Origin of the sequence: Streptomyces sp. NPDC002566 (assembly GCF_042889585.1) — a bacterium.
Taxonomy (GTDB): domain Bacteria; phylum Actinomycetota; class Actinomycetes; order Streptomycetales; family Streptomycetaceae; genus Streptomyces.
The window spans coordinates 153440-170460 of sequence record NZ_JBIARD010000009.1; the positions used below are offsets into that span (position 1 = coordinate 153440).

The 17021-nt window shown below is 71.7% G+C and carries 15 protein-coding genes; 14 read left to right on the forward strand and 1 reads right to left on the reverse strand.

The genetic code is table 11. From position 1 onward, the window contains the following. The first annotated feature begins 339 nt into the window (after positions 1–339). The 5 genes from ACFYXA_RS31030 to ftsH all read left to right on the forward strand — a co-directional run bounded on the left by ACFYXA_RS31030 (position 340) and on the right by ftsH (position 8337). Complete coding sequence (locus ACFYXA_RS31030) at positions 340–1677, forward strand: ammonium transporter (RefSeq protein ID WP_352247167.1); 1338 nt, start codon at positions 340–342, stop codon at positions 1675–1677. After that, positions 1674–2012, forward strand: coding sequence for a P-II family nitrogen regulator (locus ACFYXA_RS31035; RefSeq protein WP_009190863.1), 339 nt, complete (start codon positions 1674–1676; stop codon positions 2010–2012). The genes ACFYXA_RS31030 and ACFYXA_RS31035 overlap by 4 nt, the downstream gene beginning before the upstream one ends. Positions 2013–2038: 26 nt before the next feature. Beyond that, positions 2039–4495: a [protein-PII] uridylyltransferase gene (locus tag ACFYXA_RS31040; RefSeq protein ID WP_352247166.1), complete on the forward strand. Its 2457-nt coding sequence runs from the start codon at positions 2039–2041 to the stop codon at positions 4493–4495. Between the two features lie 221 nt (positions 4496–4716). Continuing rightward, positions 4717–6276 (forward strand): signal recognition particle protein, encoded by a 1560-nt coding sequence (ffh, locus tag ACFYXA_RS31045; protein WP_352247165.1) that lies wholly within the window; start codon positions 4717–4719, stop codon positions 6274–6276. A 126-nt stretch (positions 6277–6402) separates the two neighbouring features. After that, positions 6403–8337 (forward strand): ATP-dependent zinc metalloprotease FtsH, encoded by a 1935-nt coding sequence (gene ftsH / locus ACFYXA_RS31050; protein WP_352247164.1) that lies wholly within the window; start codon positions 6403–6405, stop codon positions 8335–8337. A gap of 673 nt (positions 8338–9010) precedes the next feature. On the opposite strand, the gene ACFYXA_RS31055 is transcribed toward ftsH, so the two are convergent. Next, positions 9011–9925, reverse strand: a complete 915-nt coding sequence (locus tag ACFYXA_RS31055; protein ID WP_389039116.1) for an SAM-dependent methyltransferase — start codon at positions 9923–9925, stop codon at positions 9011–9013. A 796-nt stretch (positions 9926–10721) separates the two neighbouring features. Here ACFYXA_RS31055 and ACFYXA_RS31060 point away from each other — a divergent pair. The 9 genes from ACFYXA_RS31060 (at position 10722) to lepB (ACFYXA_RS31100) (ending at position 16975) form a co-directional block, all read left to right on the forward strand. Continuing rightward, positions 10722–11318 (forward strand): hypothetical protein, encoded by a 597-nt coding sequence (locus ACFYXA_RS31060; RefSeq protein WP_352247162.1) that lies wholly within the window; start codon positions 10722–10724, stop codon positions 11316–11318. A 294-nt stretch (positions 11319–11612) separates the two neighbouring features. Then, a complete protein-coding gene (rpsP, locus tag ACFYXA_RS31065; RefSeq protein ID WP_130444691.1) occupies positions 11613–12035 on the forward strand; it encodes a 30S ribosomal protein S16 in 423 nt (140 codons plus the stop codon). 5 nt (positions 12036–12040) lie between these two features. Beyond that, positions 12041–12280, forward strand: coding sequence for an RNA-binding protein (locus ACFYXA_RS31070; RefSeq protein ID WP_003973401.1), 240 nt, complete (start codon positions 12041–12043; stop codon positions 12278–12280). A gap of 83 nt (positions 12281–12363) precedes the next feature. Next, entirely contained in the window at positions 12364–12906 is a 543-nt protein-coding gene (rimM, locus tag ACFYXA_RS31075; protein WP_352247161.1) for a ribosome maturation factor RimM, read from the forward strand. Continuing rightward, on the forward strand, positions 12906–13739 hold the full coding sequence (trmD, locus tag ACFYXA_RS31080) for a tRNA (guanosine(37)-N1)-methyltransferase TrmD (RefSeq protein WP_130444695.1): 834 nt from the start codon (positions 12906–12908) through the stop codon (positions 13737–13739). Before rimM ends, trmD begins: the two co-directional genes overlap by 1 nt. 135 nt (positions 13740–13874) lie before the next feature. Continuing rightward, positions 13875–14225 (forward strand): 50S ribosomal protein L19, encoded by a 351-nt coding sequence (gene rplS, locus ACFYXA_RS31085; protein WP_020128707.1) that lies wholly within the window; start codon positions 13875–13877, stop codon positions 14223–14225. Positions 14226–14270: 45 nt separating this feature from the next. After that, positions 14271–14987 (forward strand): signal peptidase I, encoded by a 717-nt coding sequence (gene lepB / locus ACFYXA_RS31090; protein WP_389039126.1) that lies wholly within the window; start codon positions 14271–14273, stop codon positions 14985–14987. Next, positions 14980–16077 carry a signal peptidase I gene (gene lepB, locus ACFYXA_RS31095; RefSeq protein ID WP_356684253.1) on the forward strand — a complete coding sequence of 366 codons (1098 nt, stop codon included), beginning with the start codon at positions 14980–14982 and terminating at the stop codon, positions 16075–16077. The genes lepB (ACFYXA_RS31090) and lepB (ACFYXA_RS31095) overlap by 8 nt, the downstream gene beginning before the upstream one ends. Next, a complete protein-coding gene (lepB, locus tag ACFYXA_RS31100) occupies positions 15965–16975 on the forward strand; it encodes a signal peptidase I (RefSeq protein WP_389039131.1) in 1011 nt (336 codons plus the stop codon). The genes lepB (ACFYXA_RS31095) and lepB (ACFYXA_RS31100) overlap by 113 nt, the downstream gene beginning before the upstream one ends. Positions 16976–17021 lie beyond the last annotated feature (46 nt).

Genomic DNA, 17021 nt, shown 5'->3' on the forward strand with positions numbered 1-17021 from the left:
CGACGGCCCTGAACCCCGGCCGCGGCCGGCCTTCCCGAACCGCCCGACTCGGCTCCCCCATGCCAGGTCATCGGAAGGCCGACCGCGGCCGGTCCGCTTCCCTCCCGGCGAGCCCCGGCGTCCGCCGGGTGAAGGTTGCGCCACGATAACGATCGGCTGGGGCGGCATCCGCCAGTTCATCGACGCGTAACACGCACGGCGCCTTCGTCACGGCGGCGAAACAACGAGGGGCTTCCACCGAAACCGCGCTGCGTCAATCTCGTGGCCCATAAGCGGCCCACCCCTCATTCCGCTCAGGCTTCGCCCGCACGGGGCCGTACCTACGACGAGGAGACGCCGATGGCATCAGCCATCACGCTTGCGGCGGACGCACCCACGCTGTCGTCCGCGAACACAGGCTTCATGCTCATCTGTTCCGCCCTGGTGATGCTCATGACACCGGGCCTGGCCTTCTTCTACGGAGGCATGGTCCGCGTCAAGAGCACCCTGAACATGCTGATGATGAGCTTCATCAGCCTCGGGATCGTCACCATCCTGTGGGTGCTGTACGGCTTCTCCCTCGCCTTCGGCACCGACTCCGGCAGCCTCATCGGCTGGAACTCGGACTGGGTCGGTCTCAGCAACATCGGCCTGACCGAGCTGTGGGACGGCTACACCATCCCGGTCTTCGTCTTCCTCGTCTTCCAGCTGATGTTCGCCGTCATCACCCCGGCCCTGATCAGCGGCGCCCTCGCCGACCGGGTCAAGTTCAGCGCCTGGGCGCTGTTCGTCGCCCTGTGGGTCTCGGTCGTCTACTTCCCCGTCGCGCACTGGGTCTGGGGCGCCGGCGGCTGGGCCTTCGAACTCGGCGTCATCGACTTCGCCGGCGGCACGGCCGTCCACATCAACGCCGGCGCCGCGGCCCTCGGCGTGATCCTGGTCATCGGCAAGCGCGTCGGCTTCAAGAAGGACCCGATGCGCCCGCACAGCCTCCCGCTGGTCATGCTCGGCGCCGGTCTGCTGTGGTTCGGCTGGTTCGGCTTCAACGCCGGCTCCTGGCTCGGCAACGACGACGGCGTGGGCGCGCTGATGTTCGTCAACACCCAGGTCGCCACCGCCGCCGCCATGCTGGCCTGGCTGATCTACGAGAAGATCCGCCACGGCGCGTTCACCACGCTCGGCGCCGCCTCCGGCGCGGTCGCCGGCCTGGTCGCCATCACCCCGTCGGGCGGCGCGGTCTCCCCGCTCGGCGCGATCGCCGTCGGCGCCATCGCGGGCGTCCTGTGCGCCATGGCCGTCGGCCTGAAGTACAAGTTCGGCTACGACGACTCCCTCGACGTCGTCGGCGTCCACCTGGTCGGCGGTGTCCTCGGCTCCCTGCTGATCGGCTTCTTCGCCAGCGGCAAGGGCCAGTCCGACGTCAAGGGCCTCTTCTACGGCGGCGGCCTCGACCAGTTGTGGAAGCAGTGCGCCGGCGTCTTCGCCGTCCTCGCCTACTCCCTGATCGCCTCCGCGATCCTCGCCTTCCTCCTGGACAAGACCATCGGCATGCGCGTCCCCGAGGACGACGAGATCGCCGGCATCGACCAGGCCGAGCACGCGGAGACCGCATACGACTTCAGCGGAGCCGGCGGCGGCGCCCGCTCGACCGCCCTCCCGGCCCCCGTGCCCGACACCGCCAAGAAGGTGGACGCATGAAGCTCATCACCGCCGTCGTCAAGCCCCACCGCCTCGACGAGATCAAGGAGGCCCTCCAGGCCTTCGGGGTGCACGGTCTGACGGTCACCGAGGCCAGCGGCTACGGTCGTCAGCGGGGCCACACCGAGGTCTACCGCGGCGCCGAGTACACGGTGGACCTGGTCCCCAAGATCCGCATCGAGGTGCTGGCCGAGGACGACGACGCCGAACAGCTGATCGACGTCGTGGTCAAGGCGGCCCGCACCGGCAAGATCGGCGACGGCAAGGTCTGGTCCCTCCCGGTCGAGACGGCCGTACGGGTCCGCACCGGCGAGCGCGGCCCGGACGCGCTCTGACGGCAGAACAGAACAGGAGCCACTGGGTGACGAGTACGGACGTGCGGAAAGAAGCAGAGGACTCGGGACCCAGCGGTTACGCGGCGGCCCGGCTGCGCCTCCTCACCGAGGAGACGCGGTCCGGGCCGCCGCGCCGTAAGGCCCTGTCCCAACTCACCGACGACTGGCTCGCGGGACTGTTCACCGCGGCCGCCGGCACCACCCAGGGCGTCTCCCTGGTCGCCGTCGGCGGCTACGGCCGAGGCGAACTGTCCCCGCGCAGCGACCTCGACCTCCTCCTGCTGCACGACGGCGGCGACCCCGCGGAGATCGCCGGACTCGCCGACCGCCTCTGGTACCCCGTGTGGGACCTCGGCCTCGCCCTCGACCACTCCGTGCGCACCCCCGCCGAGGCCCGCAAGACGGCCGGCGAGGACCTGAAGGTCCACCTCGGCCTGCTGGACGCCCGCCACCTCGCCGGCGACCCGGCGGTGACGGCCGCACTGCGCACCGCCGCCCTCGCCGACTGGCGCAACCAGGCGCCCAAACGCCTGCCCCAGCTCCAGGAGCTCTGCGCCGAACGCGCCGACCGCCAGGGCGAACTCCAGTACCTCCTGGAACCCGACCTGAAGGAGGCCCGCGGCGGCCTCAGGGACGCCACCGCCCTGCGCGCCGTCGCAGCCTCCTGGCTCGCCGACGCACCCCGCGAAGGCCTCGACGACGCCCGCCGCAGGCTCCTCGACGTCCGCGACGCCCTCCACCTGACCACCGGCCGCGCCACGGACCGCCTCTCCCTCCAGGAGCAGGACCAGGTCGCCGCCGAACTGGGCCTCCTGGACGCCGACACCCTCCTGCGCCAGGTCTACGAGGCCGCCCGCGTCATCTCCTACGCCAGCGACGTCACCTGGCGCGAAGTGGGGCGCGTGCTCCGGTCGCGCGCCGTGCGGCCGAGGCTGCGCGCCATGCTCGGCGGCGGCAAGCCCACCGCCGAACGCTCCCCGCTCGCCGAAGGCGTCGTCGAACAGGACGGCGAGGTGGTGCTCGCCCGCGCCGCACGCCCCGAACGCGACCCCGTGCTCCCGCTGCGCGCCGCGGCCGCCGCCGCCCAGGCCGGCCTCCCGCTCTCCCTCCACGCCGTACGCCGCCTCGCCGCCACCGTGCGCCCCCTGCCCACGCCCTGGCCCGCCGAAGCACGCGAACAACTGGTCACCCTGCTCGGCTCCGGCCGCCCCACCGTCGACGTCTGGGAGGCACTGGAGGCCGCCGGCCTGATCACCCGGCTGCTGCCCGACTGGGAGCGGGTGCGCTGCCGGCCGCAGCGCAACGCCGTGCACCTGTGGACCGTCGACCGGCACCTCATCGAGACCGCCGTGCGCGCCTCCGAGTTCACCCGCCGCGTCAGCCGGCCCGACCTCCTCCTGGTCGCCGCGCTGCTGCACGACATCGGCAAGGGCTGGCCCGGCGACCACTCCGTGGCCGGCGAGACCATCGCCAGGGACGTCGCCGTCCGCATCGGCTTCGACCAAGCGGACGCCGCCGTCCTCGCCACCCTCGTCCGCCACCACCTGCTGCTCGTCGAGACGGCCACCCGGCGCGACCTGGAGGATCCGGCCACCGTCCGCTCGGTCGCCGAAGCCGTCGGCTCACCCGGCACACTCGAACTGCTGCACGCCCTGACCGAGGCCGACGCCCTCGCCACCGGCCCGGCCGCCTGGTCCTCCTGGCGCGGCTCACTCGTCGCCGAGCTGGTCAAACGCGTCGCCGCCGTCCTCGCCGGGGACGAACCCGAGGAGCCGGCTGCCGCCGCGCCCACCGCCGAACAGGAGCGCCTCGCCATCGAGGCGGCCGCCACCGGCAGCCCGGTCCTCTCGCTGCGCGCACAGACCGAACCGCCCGCCGACGCGGCGGCCGGACCAGCGCCCGGCGACCCCGAACCGCTCGGCGTGGAACTCATCGTCGCCGTACCCGACCAGCCCAGCGTGCTCCCGGCCGTCGCCGGCGTCCTCGCTCTGCACCGGCTGACCGTGCGCACCGCCGAACTGCGCGCCCACGACCTGCCCTCCGGCATCGACGGCTCCGTTCTGCTGCTCAACTGGCGGGTCGCCGCCGAGTACGGCTCGCTGCCCCAGGCGGCCCGGCTGCGCGCCGACCTGGTCCGCGCGCTGGACGGCTCACTGGACATCGCGGGCCGGCTCGCCGAGCGGGACGCCGCCTACCCCAGGCGCCGGGGCACGGTCGCGCCCCCCGCGCGCGTGACGGTCGCCCCCGCGGCCTCCCGCCACGCCACGGTCATCGAGGTCCGCGCCCAGGACGCCCCCGGACTGCTGCTGCGGATCGGACGGGCGCTGGAGGACGCGGCGGTGCGCGTGCGGAGCATGCACGTGAGCACGCTCGGCGCCAACGCCGTCGACGCCTTCTACGTCACGGACGACACGGGCGCCCCCCTGCCGCCGGGCGAGGCCACGGCCGTCGCGCGGAAACTGGAGGAGACGCTGAGGGCGTGACCTCACGGTGTGCCGTGCGTTGAGCGGATTGTGCTCCCGGCCGACGCGGGGATGATCCGGACGAGCTCGTCACAATCCTCGGAGGCGACACCCGCTCCCCGCCTGCGCGGGGTTTGCCGCCCCCGCCTGCTGAATGCAGCAGGCGGGGGCGATTCGCTTGCGGGGCCGGATACCCTGGACAGCAGCCCCAAACGCCCCCGACTCCGAGGACCGACGCCGCCGTGTTCGATACTCTCTCCGATCGCCTCTCAGCGACCTTCAAGAATCTGCGCGGCAAGGGGCGTTTGAGCGAGGCGGACATCGACGCCACAGCGCGCGAGATCCGCATTGCGCTCCTGGAAGCCGACGTTGCCCTGCCCGTCGTCCGCACGTTCATCAAGAACGTAAAGGAGCGCTGTCTGGGGGTCGAGGTCTCCAAGGCCCTCAACCCCGGCCAGCAGGTCCTCAAGATCGTCAACGACGAGTTGATCACGATCCTCGGCGGCGAGACCCGGCGGCTGCGCTTCGCCAAGCAGCCGCCCACCGTCATCATGCTGGCCGGTCTCCAGGGCGCCGGTAAGACCACCCTCGCGGGCAAGCTGGGCCGCTGGCTGAAGGAGCAGGGCCACTCGCCGCTGCTGGTCGCCTGCGACCTCCAGCGTCCCAACGCCGTCAACCAGCTGAGCGTCGTCGCCGAGCGCGCCGGTGTCGCCGTCTACGCGCCGCAGCCGGGCAACGGCGTCGGCGACCCGGTCCAGGTCGCCAAGGACTCCATCGACTTCGCGAAGTCCCGGGTGCACGACATCGTGATCGTGGACACCGCGGGCCGCCTCGGCATCGACGCCGAGATGATGCAGCAGGCCGCCGACATCCGCGACGCGGTCAGCCCCGACGAGATCCTCTTCGTCGTCGACGCCATGATCGGTCAGGACGCCGTCAACACCGCCGAGGCGTTCCGCGACGGCGTCGGCTTCGACGGCGTGGTCCTCTCCAAGCTCGACGGCGACGCGCGCGGCGGCGCCGCCCTGTCGATCCGGCAGATCACCGGCAAGCCGATCATGTTCGCGTCGAACGGCGAGAAGCTCGACGACTTCGACCAGTTCCACCCGGACCGGATGGCGTCCCGCATCCTCGACATGGGTGACCTGCTCACCCTGATCGAGCAGGCGGAGAAGACCTTCAGCCAGGAAGAGGCCGCCAAGATGGCCTCCAAGCTGGCGTCCAAGAAGGGTCAGGAGTTCACGCTCGACGACTTCCTGGCCCAGATGGAGCAGGTCAGGAAGATGGGGTCGATCTCCAAGCTCCTCGGCATGCTCCCCGGTATGGGGCAGATCAAGGACCAGATCAACAACCTCGACGAGCGGGACGTGGACCGCACGGCCGCGATCATCAAGTCGATGACCCCCGCCGAGCGCCAGGACCCCACGATCATCAACGGCTCGCGCCGCGCCCGGATCGCCAAGGGCTCCGGCGTCGACGTCAGCGCGGTGAAGGGCCTGGTCGAGCGGTTCTTCGAGGCCCGCAAGATGATGTCCCGCATGGCGCAGGGCGGCGGCATGCCCGGGATGCCGGGGATGCCCGGCATGGGCGGCGGCCCCGGCCGCACCAAGAAGCAGCCGAAGAAGGCCAAGGGCAAGCAGCGCTCCGGCAACCCGATGAAGCGCAGGCAGCAGGAGCAGGAGGAGGCGGCCCGCAGGGCGGCCGGCGCGCAGGGCGGCCCCGGCGGCGCCTTCGGTCTGCCCGGCCAGCAGGGCGGCCAGGACTTCGAGCTGCCGGACGAGTTCAAGAAGTTCATGGGCTGAGCCCGCGGGTGTCGTGCGCCAGGGCGTGTGACACCGCGAGGAACGCAAGACGCTGAGGGCGTCCTTCCGCACGGGAGGGCGCCCTCAGCGCGTGCCGCCGTCCGCTGTGTGCCGTAACGTCCAGATATGAGCGATGCCGCGCCGCCGCGGCGGACCCCCGACCAGCCGTGGCGCACCGAGGGCACTCCGGACGAGCCGCCGGCGAGATCCGGCGGCCGCAGGAGGCGCGGGCGCTGGTGGGGCCTGGCCGTCACCGCCGTGATCGTCTTCCTGCTGGCCTACATCGGGCTCAACTACCTCGACCGGGGCGACGAGCCCACGATCGCCTACACGGAGTTCAGCAGACAGGTCGACGAGGGCAACGTCGACAAGATCTACTCCAAGGGCGACGCGATCGAGGGCCAGCTCAAGAAGGCCCGTGACGATCCCGACGGCGGCGGCCAGTACACCCGGTTCCGCACCCAGCGGCCGGCCTTCGCCGAAGACGACCTCTGGCAGAACCTGGAGCGGCGGGACGTCACCGTGACCGCGCGGCCGGTGGTGCAGCAGCGCGGTCTGCTGTCCAACCTGCTGATCTCGCTGGTGCCGATCGTGGTCCTGGTCGCCGTGTGGATCTTCGTCGCCCGGCGCTTCGGCGGCGGGCTGGGCGGTGCGGGCGGCATGCTCGGGCGCAAGACCCCGCCCAAGCCGGTCGAGCTGCGCGCCGGCACCCAGCGCACCACCTTCGCCGACGTGGCCGGCATCGACGAGGTCAAGGGCGAACTGGACGACGTGGTCGACTTCCTGGAGCACCCGGACGCCTACCGCAGGATGGGCGCCAAGATGCCCCGCGGTGTGCTGCTTGCGGGCTCGCCCGGCACCGGCAAGACCCTGCTCGCGCGGGCGGTGGCCGGCGAGGCCGGGGTGCCCTTCTTCTCGGCCTCCGCCTCGGAGTTCATCGAGATGATCGTCGGCGTCGGCGCGTCCCGGGTGCGCGAGCTGTTCGCCGAGGCGCGCAAGGTGGCGCCGTCGATCATCTTCATCGACGAGATCGACACCATCGGGCGGGTGCGCGGCGGGGGCGCCTCGGTGAGCGGCCACGACGAGCGCGAGCAGACGCTGAACCAGATCCTCACCGAGATGGACGGCTTCTCCGGCTCGGAGGGCGTCATCGTCATCGCCGCGACCAACCGCGCCGACATCCTGGACCCGGCCCTGACCCGGCCCGGCCGCTTCGACCGGGTGGTCAGCGTCTCCCCGCCGGACCGCGGCGGACGGGAGGCGATCCTGCGCATCCACACCCGGGAGATCCCGCTCGCCGACGACGTGGACCTCGCCCAGGTGGCGCGCACGACCCCGGGCATGACGGGTGCGGATCTGGCCAACCTCGCCAACGAGGCCGCCCTGCTCGCCGTCAAGCGCAAGCAGGACCGGGTGACCTCGGCGGACCTGTCGGAGGCGCTGGAGAAGGTGCAGCTGGGGGCGGAGCGCACGCTCGTCATGCCCGAGGAGGACCGCCGCAGGACCGCCTACCACGAGAGCGGGCACGCGCTGCTGGGCATGCTGCAGCCCGGCGCCGACCCCGTCCGCAAGGTCACCATCGTGCCGCGCGGCCGGGCGCTCGGGGTGACGATGTCGACGCCGGAGGTGGAGCGGTACGCGCTCTCCGAGGAGTACCTGCGCGGCCGCATCATCGGCGCCCTGGGCGGAATGGCGGCCGAGCAGGTGATCTACGGGGTGGTCACCACGGGAGCGGAGAACGACCTCGAGCAGGTCACGAACATCGCGCGGGGCATGGTCGCCCGGTGGGGCATGAGCGAGCGCGTGGGCCGCCTGTCCGCCCTCCCGAGCGACGCCCAGCAGGCCTACGGCCTCGCCGCCGCGCCGCGCACCCTCGATGTGATCGACGACGAGATGCGGCGCGTCGTGGAGGACTGCTACGAGGAGGCCATCCGCAAACTCCGCGACCACCGAAGGCAGTTGGACGCGCTGGCGGAGGCGCTCCTGGAACACGAGACCCTGGAGGAGGCGGACGCCTACCGCATCGCAGGAATCACCCGCCTGACGAAGAGCGAGGCGTGAGACGGCCCTGGGGCCTCGCCCGGGCCCGTTAGCCCGCTCGGCCTTGGGCCTCGCCCCAGCCCGTGGGCTGGTCCAGCCTTGGGCCTCGCCCCGGCCCGTGAGTTCGTCCCGGCCTGTGGGCTCGTCCGGCCTTGGGCCTCGCTCCGGCCCGTGAGCCCGCTCGGCCTTGGGCCTCGCCCCCAGCCCGGGGGCTGGTCCGGCCTCGGGTCTCGCCCCGGCCCGTGAGCTTGCCCGGCCTTGGATCTCGCCCTGGCCTGTGGGCTCGTCGGGCCTTGGGCCTCGCCCCGGGCTGTGAGTACACCCTGCCTTGGGCCCCGCTCCGGCCTGTGGGCTCGTCCGGCCTCGGGTCTTACCCCGGCCCATGAGCCTGCCCGGCCTTGGGCCTAGCCCCGGCCCGTGGGCTCGTCGGGCCTTGGGCCTCGCCCGGGCCTGTAAGTTCACCCTGCCTTGGGCCTCGCTCCGTCCCGTGGGCTCGCCCGGCCTTGACCTGGCCCAAGCCTGTGGGCTCCGGCCTTGGGCCTCGCTCCGGCCCGTGGGCTCGTCCAGTCTTGGGTCTCACCCGGCCCATGAGCTTGCCCGGCCTCGGGCTCACCCGGCCTCCGGCCTCGCCCCGGCCCGTGGGCTCGCCCGGGCTTGGGCTTCAGCAGGCCCGTGAGACCGCCGGTGGCATCCCTCAGGGTGTTCGGGCGATCAGGTAGCGGAACACGTTCGGCATCCACACCGTGCCGTCCGGCCGTCGGTACGGGTGCAGCGCCTCGGTGATCTCCTTGTCGACCTGTGCCTGGTCCGTCGCGGAGATCGCCGCGTCGAACAGGCCTGTCGACAGCAGGCCCTTGAGGGCGCTGGCCACGCTCGCGTAGCCGAACGGGCAGGCCACGCGCCCGGATCCGTCCGGCTTCAGCCCGGCGCGCTGGGCGACCTCCTCCAGGTCGTCGCGCAGGGCCGGACGCCAACTGCCCGCTGAGCGCAAAGGTTCGGTCAGTTTGGTGGCCACCCGCAGCACCGTGGATGTGGCGCAGCGCTCCGGCGGGCCCCAGCCGGCGAGCACGACGGGCGCGCCGCGCCGGGCGAGCGGAGCGGCGGCCGCGAGCTCCTCGCCGAGCCCCTCGGAGTCGCCGGCGAGGCAGCCGATGGGCTCGAAGGCGGTCACGATGTCGTACGGAGCCGTCGCTGCGTCGGCCGGGTCCGGCGAGCCGTCGGCCGAGTCCTCGCCGGCGTTCGCGTGCGTGCCGTCCCCGAGGTCCCGCAGCGTGCCGTCGACGAGGCGGACGGCGTCACGCGCGTGTGCGTCCCAGGTCTGCGGGGCCAGCCGCCGCCGGGCGAGGGCCAGCCGCTCCGGGAAGGAGGACTCGACGCCCGTGACGCGGGCGCCCGCGGAGACGGCCGTCAGCAGGGCCAGCCCGGAGCCGCAGCCCAGGGCCAGCAGCCGCGTGCCCGGACCCACGTCCAGCCGCTCGTAGACGGCCTCGTGGAGCGGAACCAGCATCCGCTCCTGGATCTCGGACCAGTCACGCGCGCGTGCCGCCAGGTCCGCGCGGGGCACCGGCCCCGCTTGAGGCCGGTGCTGGCGCACGAGCGTAGGTGTCATGGAAAAGCGCCCCAATCCGCCGTGAGTTGCCGCTGATCGTCAAGGTGGCCCCGTAAGGGGTCCTTGCGCTATGCCTGTCCGGGTCACGCGGCCTGGCACCGCGCCTCGCCGCGTTGCCGAAGCCCCCTGGTAGCTCCGCTACCAGAGACCTCCGGCGCCTTGCGATGCACGGCACCAGCCCACGCGCCCTGATCGGACGCTCATAGCGCAAGGACCCCTAAGTGCGCTCGCACTCCCCGTATGCCAGGTAACTCCGCACTCGGTTCCGCGTCCAGAGGTCGCGGGGCCCGGCTTGCGGTCCGGGCGCCGGTGTGGCCGGATTTCACATTCCGGTAACCCAAGCCCGTACCATCGCGCCATGGCGAGGGCACCCGGCCGCCCGCCGTGCCGTCCTGGCCGACGGGCATGAGGCGGGGGCCGCCGGGAACACGCAGACCGGACGGCGTCCCGCCGCGGAGGCGGGGCGGTGCCCGAGCGCGGGGCCGAGCCCGGTAACGTCGCCCCCGTCGCGTACGCCGACCGGGTCGTCGTACCCCGGCGGGGGAGCGGCCGGAAACGCCTCTTGCGCTCCCGGGGGGAGTCGAGTCGCCCGGCGCGCGAACGGAGCGCGGACATCGACTACGCGCCGGTGCGTATCGCGGACTACGTACCACCTTGGTACGGCCTGTGAGGCTTCTCCGCAGATCAGCGCACCCGCCCTCGTCAGGACGCATCAGAGGCAACTGACGGGTAAGTGCAAATTATTTGGGATGGCCCGGAATAGGAACACAGCGGCACCCACGCTCGTTGTCATTACGTGAGCACGACACAGACACCACCTGTTCTCGCCGCAGAGCTGGCACAGGCGTGGGCCGACATTCAGCGGTACCACCCCGAGTTGCCGGACCTTGCCGCGCCAGAGTCCCTGATCGGGGAGTCGTCGTCCGCCTGCGGTCACGAGCTCTCCTTCGAGCGGCTGCTGCACGAGGCGGTTCACGGGATCGCCGCCTCGCGCGGCGTCCGTGACACCTCCCGGGCCGGCCGCTACCACAACCGCCGATTCCTCGCGATCGCCGAGGAGCTGGGCCTGGACCACCCCGATGAGCCGCACCCCAGCAGCGGCTTCTCGCTGGTCACGCTCAACCCCGAGGCCAAGCGGCGCTACCGGCCGACCATCGACCGCCTCCACCGGGCCCTCAAGGCGCACCTGGCGGCCACCTCCGCCGACACCACCCGCGCCTTCCGCGGCCCGGCCGCCCGGCACGGCTCCTCCGGCGGCGGCGTCCGCGTCAAGGCGGTGTGCGACTGCGGCCGCAACGTCCGCGTCGTGCCGTCGGTCCTGGCGCAGGCGCCGATCGTCTGCGGCGGCTGCGGCAAGCCGTTCCGCATCCCGGAAATCATGGGCGCGGCGTAACCGGGAGACACCGGCATCTCGTGGCTGCCGGTCCCCGGACGACTCGCCCACCCCGACACCGCCCCCGCGCCGCCCGCAACCGGCGCGGGGGCGGAATCAGCCATGGAGTCCAGGGGCCCGAGCCCCCGCCCGAAAGCGACCCGCGGGGTGTGGCACAATGGCTAGCTGTACTCGACAGCCGCACAGGACCCCTCTCTCCTCCGGCTGACGCGTCCGTCGGGCACTCGGGTACCGCAACCCCACGCGGCATTCTCGCCGTGCCCAACCACGTCAAATCCAGGAGAACCCACTCCCGTGGCAGTCAAGATCAAGCTGAAGCGTCTGGGCAAGATCCGTTCGCCTCACTACCGCATCGTCGTCGCCGACTCCCGCACCCGCCGTGACGGCCGTGCGATCGAGGAGATCGGCAAGTACCACCCGACGTACAACCCGTCGGTCATCGAGGTCGACGCGGACCGCGTGGCGTACTGGCTCGGTGTCGGCGCGCAGCCGACCGAGCCCGTCCTCGCCATCCTGAAGAAGACCGGCGACTGGCAGAAGTTCAAGGGCGAGCCCGCCCCGGCTCCGCTGCTGACCGCCGAGCCGAAGAAGGCGCGCCCGTCGTTCGAGGCCCTCGGTGGCGACGACACGGGCAAGGGTGAGGCGATCACCCAGAAGAAGAAGGCCGAGAAGAAGGACGAGGCCGCCGCCGAGTCCTCCGAGTCGACCGAGGCCTGAGCAGCATGCTCGAAGAGGCGCTTGAGCACCTCGTGAAGGGCATCGTCGACAACCCTGACGATGTGCAGGTCGCCTCGCGCAACCTGCGCCGCGGGCGTGTGCTGGAGGTCCGGGTCCACCCCGACGACCTCGGCAAGGTGATCGGCCGCAACGGCCGTACCGCACGCGCTTTGCGCACCGTCGTGGGCGCCATCGGCGGCCGCGGCGTCCGCGTCGACCTCGTCGACGTGGACCACGTCCGCTGACGCATCAGCAGCACCGGCTCGGGCCGGGGAGGGCCACTGGGCCGTCCCCGGCCCGCAGTCGTCACGACAGGAGATCTTCGCAAGTGCAGCTCGTAGTCGCACGGATCGGCCGCGCCCACGGCATCAAGGGCGAGGTCACCGTGGAGGTCCGCACCGACGAGCCGGAACAGCGGCTCGGCCCCGGCGCCGTACTGTTCACGGACCCCGCCTCCGTGGGTCCGCTCACGATCGAGACCGGCCGGGTGCACAGCGGCCGTCTCCTCCTGCGCTTCGAGGGCGTCACCGACCGCACCGCCGCCGAGGCCCTGCGCAACACCCTCCTGATCGCCGAGGTCGACCCCGAGGAACTCCCCGAGGACGAGGACGAGTTCTACGACCACCAGCTCATCGACCTCGACGTGGTGACCGAGGACGGCGAGGAGGTCGGCCGGATCACCGAGATCTCCCACCTGCCCTCCCAGGACCTCTTCATCGTGGAGCGGCCCGACGGCAGCGAGGTGATGATCCCGTTCGTCGAGGAGATCGTCACCGAGATCGACCTCGAGGAGCAGCGGGCCGTCATCGCCCCGCCGCCCGGACTGATCGACGACCGCGCCGAGATCGCCTCCTCCCGGGACGAGTCCTGATGCGCCTCGACGTCGTCACGATCTTCCCCGAGTACCTCGACCCGCTGAACGTCTCCCTCGTCGGCAAGGCACGCGCGCGTGGACAGCTCGACGTCCACGTCCACGACCTGCGGCAGTGGACGTACGACCGCCACAACACCGTCGACGACACCCCCTACGGCGGCGGCCCCGGCATGGTGATGAAGACCGAGCCCTGGGGCGACGCCCTCGACTCGGTCCTCGCCGACGGCTACGAGAGCGGCGCCCACGCCCCCGCACTCGTCGTCCCCACCCCCAGCGGCCGCCCCTTCACCCAGAAGCTCGCCGGCGAGCTCTCCGAACGCCCCTGGCTGATCTTCACGCCCGCCCGCTACGAGGGCATCGACCGCCGCGTCGTCGACGAGTACGCCACCCGCATACCGGTCTACGAGGTCTCCATCGGCGACTACGTCCTCGCCGGCGGCGAGGCGGCCGTGCTCGTCGTCACCGAGGCGGTGGCCCGGCTGCTGCCCGGCGTCCTCGGCAACGCCGAGTCCCACCGCGACGACTCCTTCGCGCCCGGCGCCATGGCCGACCTCCTGGAAGGGCCCGTCTACACCAAGCCCCCCGCCTGGCGCGGCCGGGACATCCCCGAGGTGCTGCTCAGCGGCCACCACGGCAGGATCGCCCGCTGGCGCCGCGACGAGGCCCTCAGCCGTACGACGGCCAACCGGCCCGACCTGATCGAGCGCGCCGACCCCCGGGCCTTCGACAAGAAGGACCGCGAGATGCTCTCCATCCTGGGCTGGTCCCCGGACCCGGAGGGCGAGCCCTACGGCCGATTTTGGCGCAGGACCGGCGGCGTGGAACAATAGGCCGCTGTTGTGCGCTGTCCGGCGTGCGCCCCTGCCACAGGGGGACACGACGCCCGCCCCGACGCGCGCGACCACCAACCCAGAACCTCTAGTTCCCGTTGATGACCTGTGGCATCAGCGAAGAAAGCAGACGAAATGTCTCACCTGCTCGACTCCGTCGACGCCGCGTCGCTGCGCAGCGACGTCCCGGCCTTCCGCCCGGGTGACACCGTCAACGTCCACGTCCGCGTCATCGAGGGCAACCGCTCCCGTGTGCAGCAGTTCAAGGGCGTCGTCATCCGCCGTCAGGGCGCCGGTGTCCGCGAGACCTTCACGGTCCGCAAGGTCTCCTTCTCCGTCGGCGTCGAGCGCACCTTCCCGGTGCACACCCCGATCGTCGAGAAGATCGAGCTCGTCACCCGCGGTGACGTCCGCCGCGCCAAGCTGTACTACCTCCGTGAGCTCCGCGGCAAGGCCGCGAAGATCAAGGAGAAGCGCGACAACTGAGCGCCCTGAGGGGTCCACGGCCCGGCCGGATAACATCTGGCCTCGATGGACACCGAAGCGCAGCACACGGAGCGCGACCGCTCCTCCGCACCCGCCCCTCCCGAGCACAGCTCGGAGGCGGCGGCACCGGAGGGACGGTCGCGTTTCGCGTTGGCGGGGCGCGTCACGGAATGGGTCCCCGGTGGGTGGATCAGCCTCACCCTCCTTGCCTGCCTGCTGTTTTCGCTGTTCTTGAACAGTTTCGTGGCTCAGCCCTTCCAGATTCCCAGCCGATCCATGGAAACCGGATTGAGGATCGGGGACCGGGTTCTCGTAAATAAGTTGGCGTACCGTTTCGGTGCCGAACCGCGGCGCGGCGACGTCGTCGTGTTCGACGGCACCGGGTACTTCGGGCACGCGGACTACATCAAACGCGTTGTGGGTGTGGGAAGAGACCACGTGGTCTGCTGTGACAAGGACGGGAGGATCCAGGTGAACGGCCGGCCGGTCGACGAGTCGACGTTCCTGTACCCGGGCGACAGCCCCTCCACGGTGCCCTTCGACGTCGTCGTGCCCGAAGGCGCCCTGTTCCTCCTCGGCGACCACCGCAGCGCCTCCAGCGACTCCCGCGATCACCTGGGGTCCCCGGGCGGCGGCATGATCCCCGTCGGCGAGGTGATCGGCCGCGCCGACTGGATCGTCTGGCCCTTCGCCCACCAGGCCCGACTGCACCGCCCGAGCGCCTACGCGCGCGTGCCGGCCGGGGAGGGCGCCGATGGGTAACCGCGGAAAGCCGCGCGGCGTCCCCGTCAGCGCCGCGGACAACCTCCTGCCCACCGGCGCGCGGCGCACCTCCACCCCCGGCGGCGGCGGACGCACGCGCACGGAACGGCGCAAGCTCCAGCGCAAGGTCAAGCGCAAGCGCAGGCGGAGCGCCGTCCGGGAGATCCCGCTGCTCGTCGGCGTGGCCGTCCTCATCGCCCTGGTGCTCAAGACGTTCCTCGTGCAGGCCTTCGTGATCCCGTCCGGCTCGATGGAGCAGACGATCCAGATCGGCGACCGCGTCCTGGTGGACAAGTTCACCCCGTGGTTCGGCTCCAAGCCGCAGCGCGGCGACGTCGTCGTCTTCAAGGACCCCGGCGGCTGGCTGCAGGACGAGCAGACGACCCCCAAGAAGGCGGACCCCGTCGTCGTCAAGCAGATCAAGGAAGGGCTCACGTTCATCGGCCTGCTGCCGTCCGACGACGAGAAGGACCTCATCAAACGGGTCGTCGGCGTGGGCGGCGACCGCGTCCAGTGCTGCGACGGCGCCGGACGCGTCACCGTCAACGGCGTTCCCCTGAACGAGGGAAACTACATCTACCCCGGCGACGCCCCCTCCGCGATGGCCTTCGACATCACCGTCCCCCAGGGCCGGCTGTGGGTGATGGGCGACCACCGGGGCAACTCCGCCGACTCCCGTTTCCACCAGGACACCGACTACGGCGGCACCGTCTCCGAGGACGGCGTGCTGGGCCGGGCCATGGTCATCGCGTGGCCCCTCGGCCGCTGGAACTCCCTAAAAGAACCGCAAACCTTTTCCTCCGTGACCGACTCGGGCTTCGCGACGACCTCGGCCCCCGGCACGTCGCATAGGGTTGCTCCCGACCATCCGAACGGACCGGTCGGACTCCCGAGCCCTGCGGAACTCCCGCTCGTTATGGGAGTGGTGGGCCTGCGCCGTATGTGGGGCAGGCAGCGGCACAGAGTTAGGAGTTGGCGTGGGGGATGTGGCGGTTGGCGCACGGTCCGGGCACGACGGCGAGGAGTACCGCGGACGTCCCGTGGAAGCGGCCGACCAGGCTACGGACGGCGCCGTGAACTCCGGGAATGACGTCCCGGCGGCCGGAGGCCCCGCGGGCCCCGGGGGCGGACAGCCGCCCACCACGGAGCCGGGCCCGGGCGACGGCGCGCCCAAGGCGAAGAAGCCGCGCTCCTTCTGGAAGGAGCTGCCGATCCTGATCGGCATCGCGCTCGTCCTCGCCCTGCTGATCAAGACGTTCCTGGTGCAGGCGTTCTCGATCCCCTCGGACTCGATGCAGAACACCCTCCAGCAGGGCGACCGGGTCCTCGTCGACAAGCTCACCCCGTGGTTCGGCTCCGAGCCGGAGCGCGGCGAGGTCGTCGTCTTCCACGACCCGGACAAGTGGCTCGCGGGCGAGCCCACGCCCGAGCCGAACGCGGTGCAGACCTTCCTCAGCTGGATCGGCCTGATGCCGTCGGCGGAGGAGAAGGATCTGATCAAGCGGGTCATCGGCGTCGGTGGCGACACCGTCACCTGCAAGGGCACCGGCCCGCTCACCGTCAACGGCAAGGCCCTCGACGAGCCGTACGTCTACCCGGGCAACACCCCGTGCAGCCAGGACGACCAGGGCGGCCAGTTCTCTGTGAAGGTTCCCCAGGGGTTCATCTGGGTCATGGGCGACCACCGGCAGAACTCGCGGGACTCCCGCTACAACCAGTCCGACAAGAACCACGGCATGGTCCCTGTCGACCAGGTCGTCGGCCGTGCCGTCGTCAAGGCCTGGCCGATCAACCGCTGGGGCACGCTGCCCGTGCCGGACACCTTCGACCAGCAGGGCCTGAACCCGCAGGCCGCCGCCTCCACCGCGCTCACCGTCGCCCCGCAGGGCGTCGCCCTCGCCGGCGTCGTCCCGCTGGTCCTGTGGCGCCGCCGGCGTGCGGACTCCGCCGGCGAGCGGACCGCGCCGACGGTGACCTCGGGCGGCTGACGGGTGAAGGGCTGACCCGGCTCGGTACCCCCGGGTAGGGTGCGGA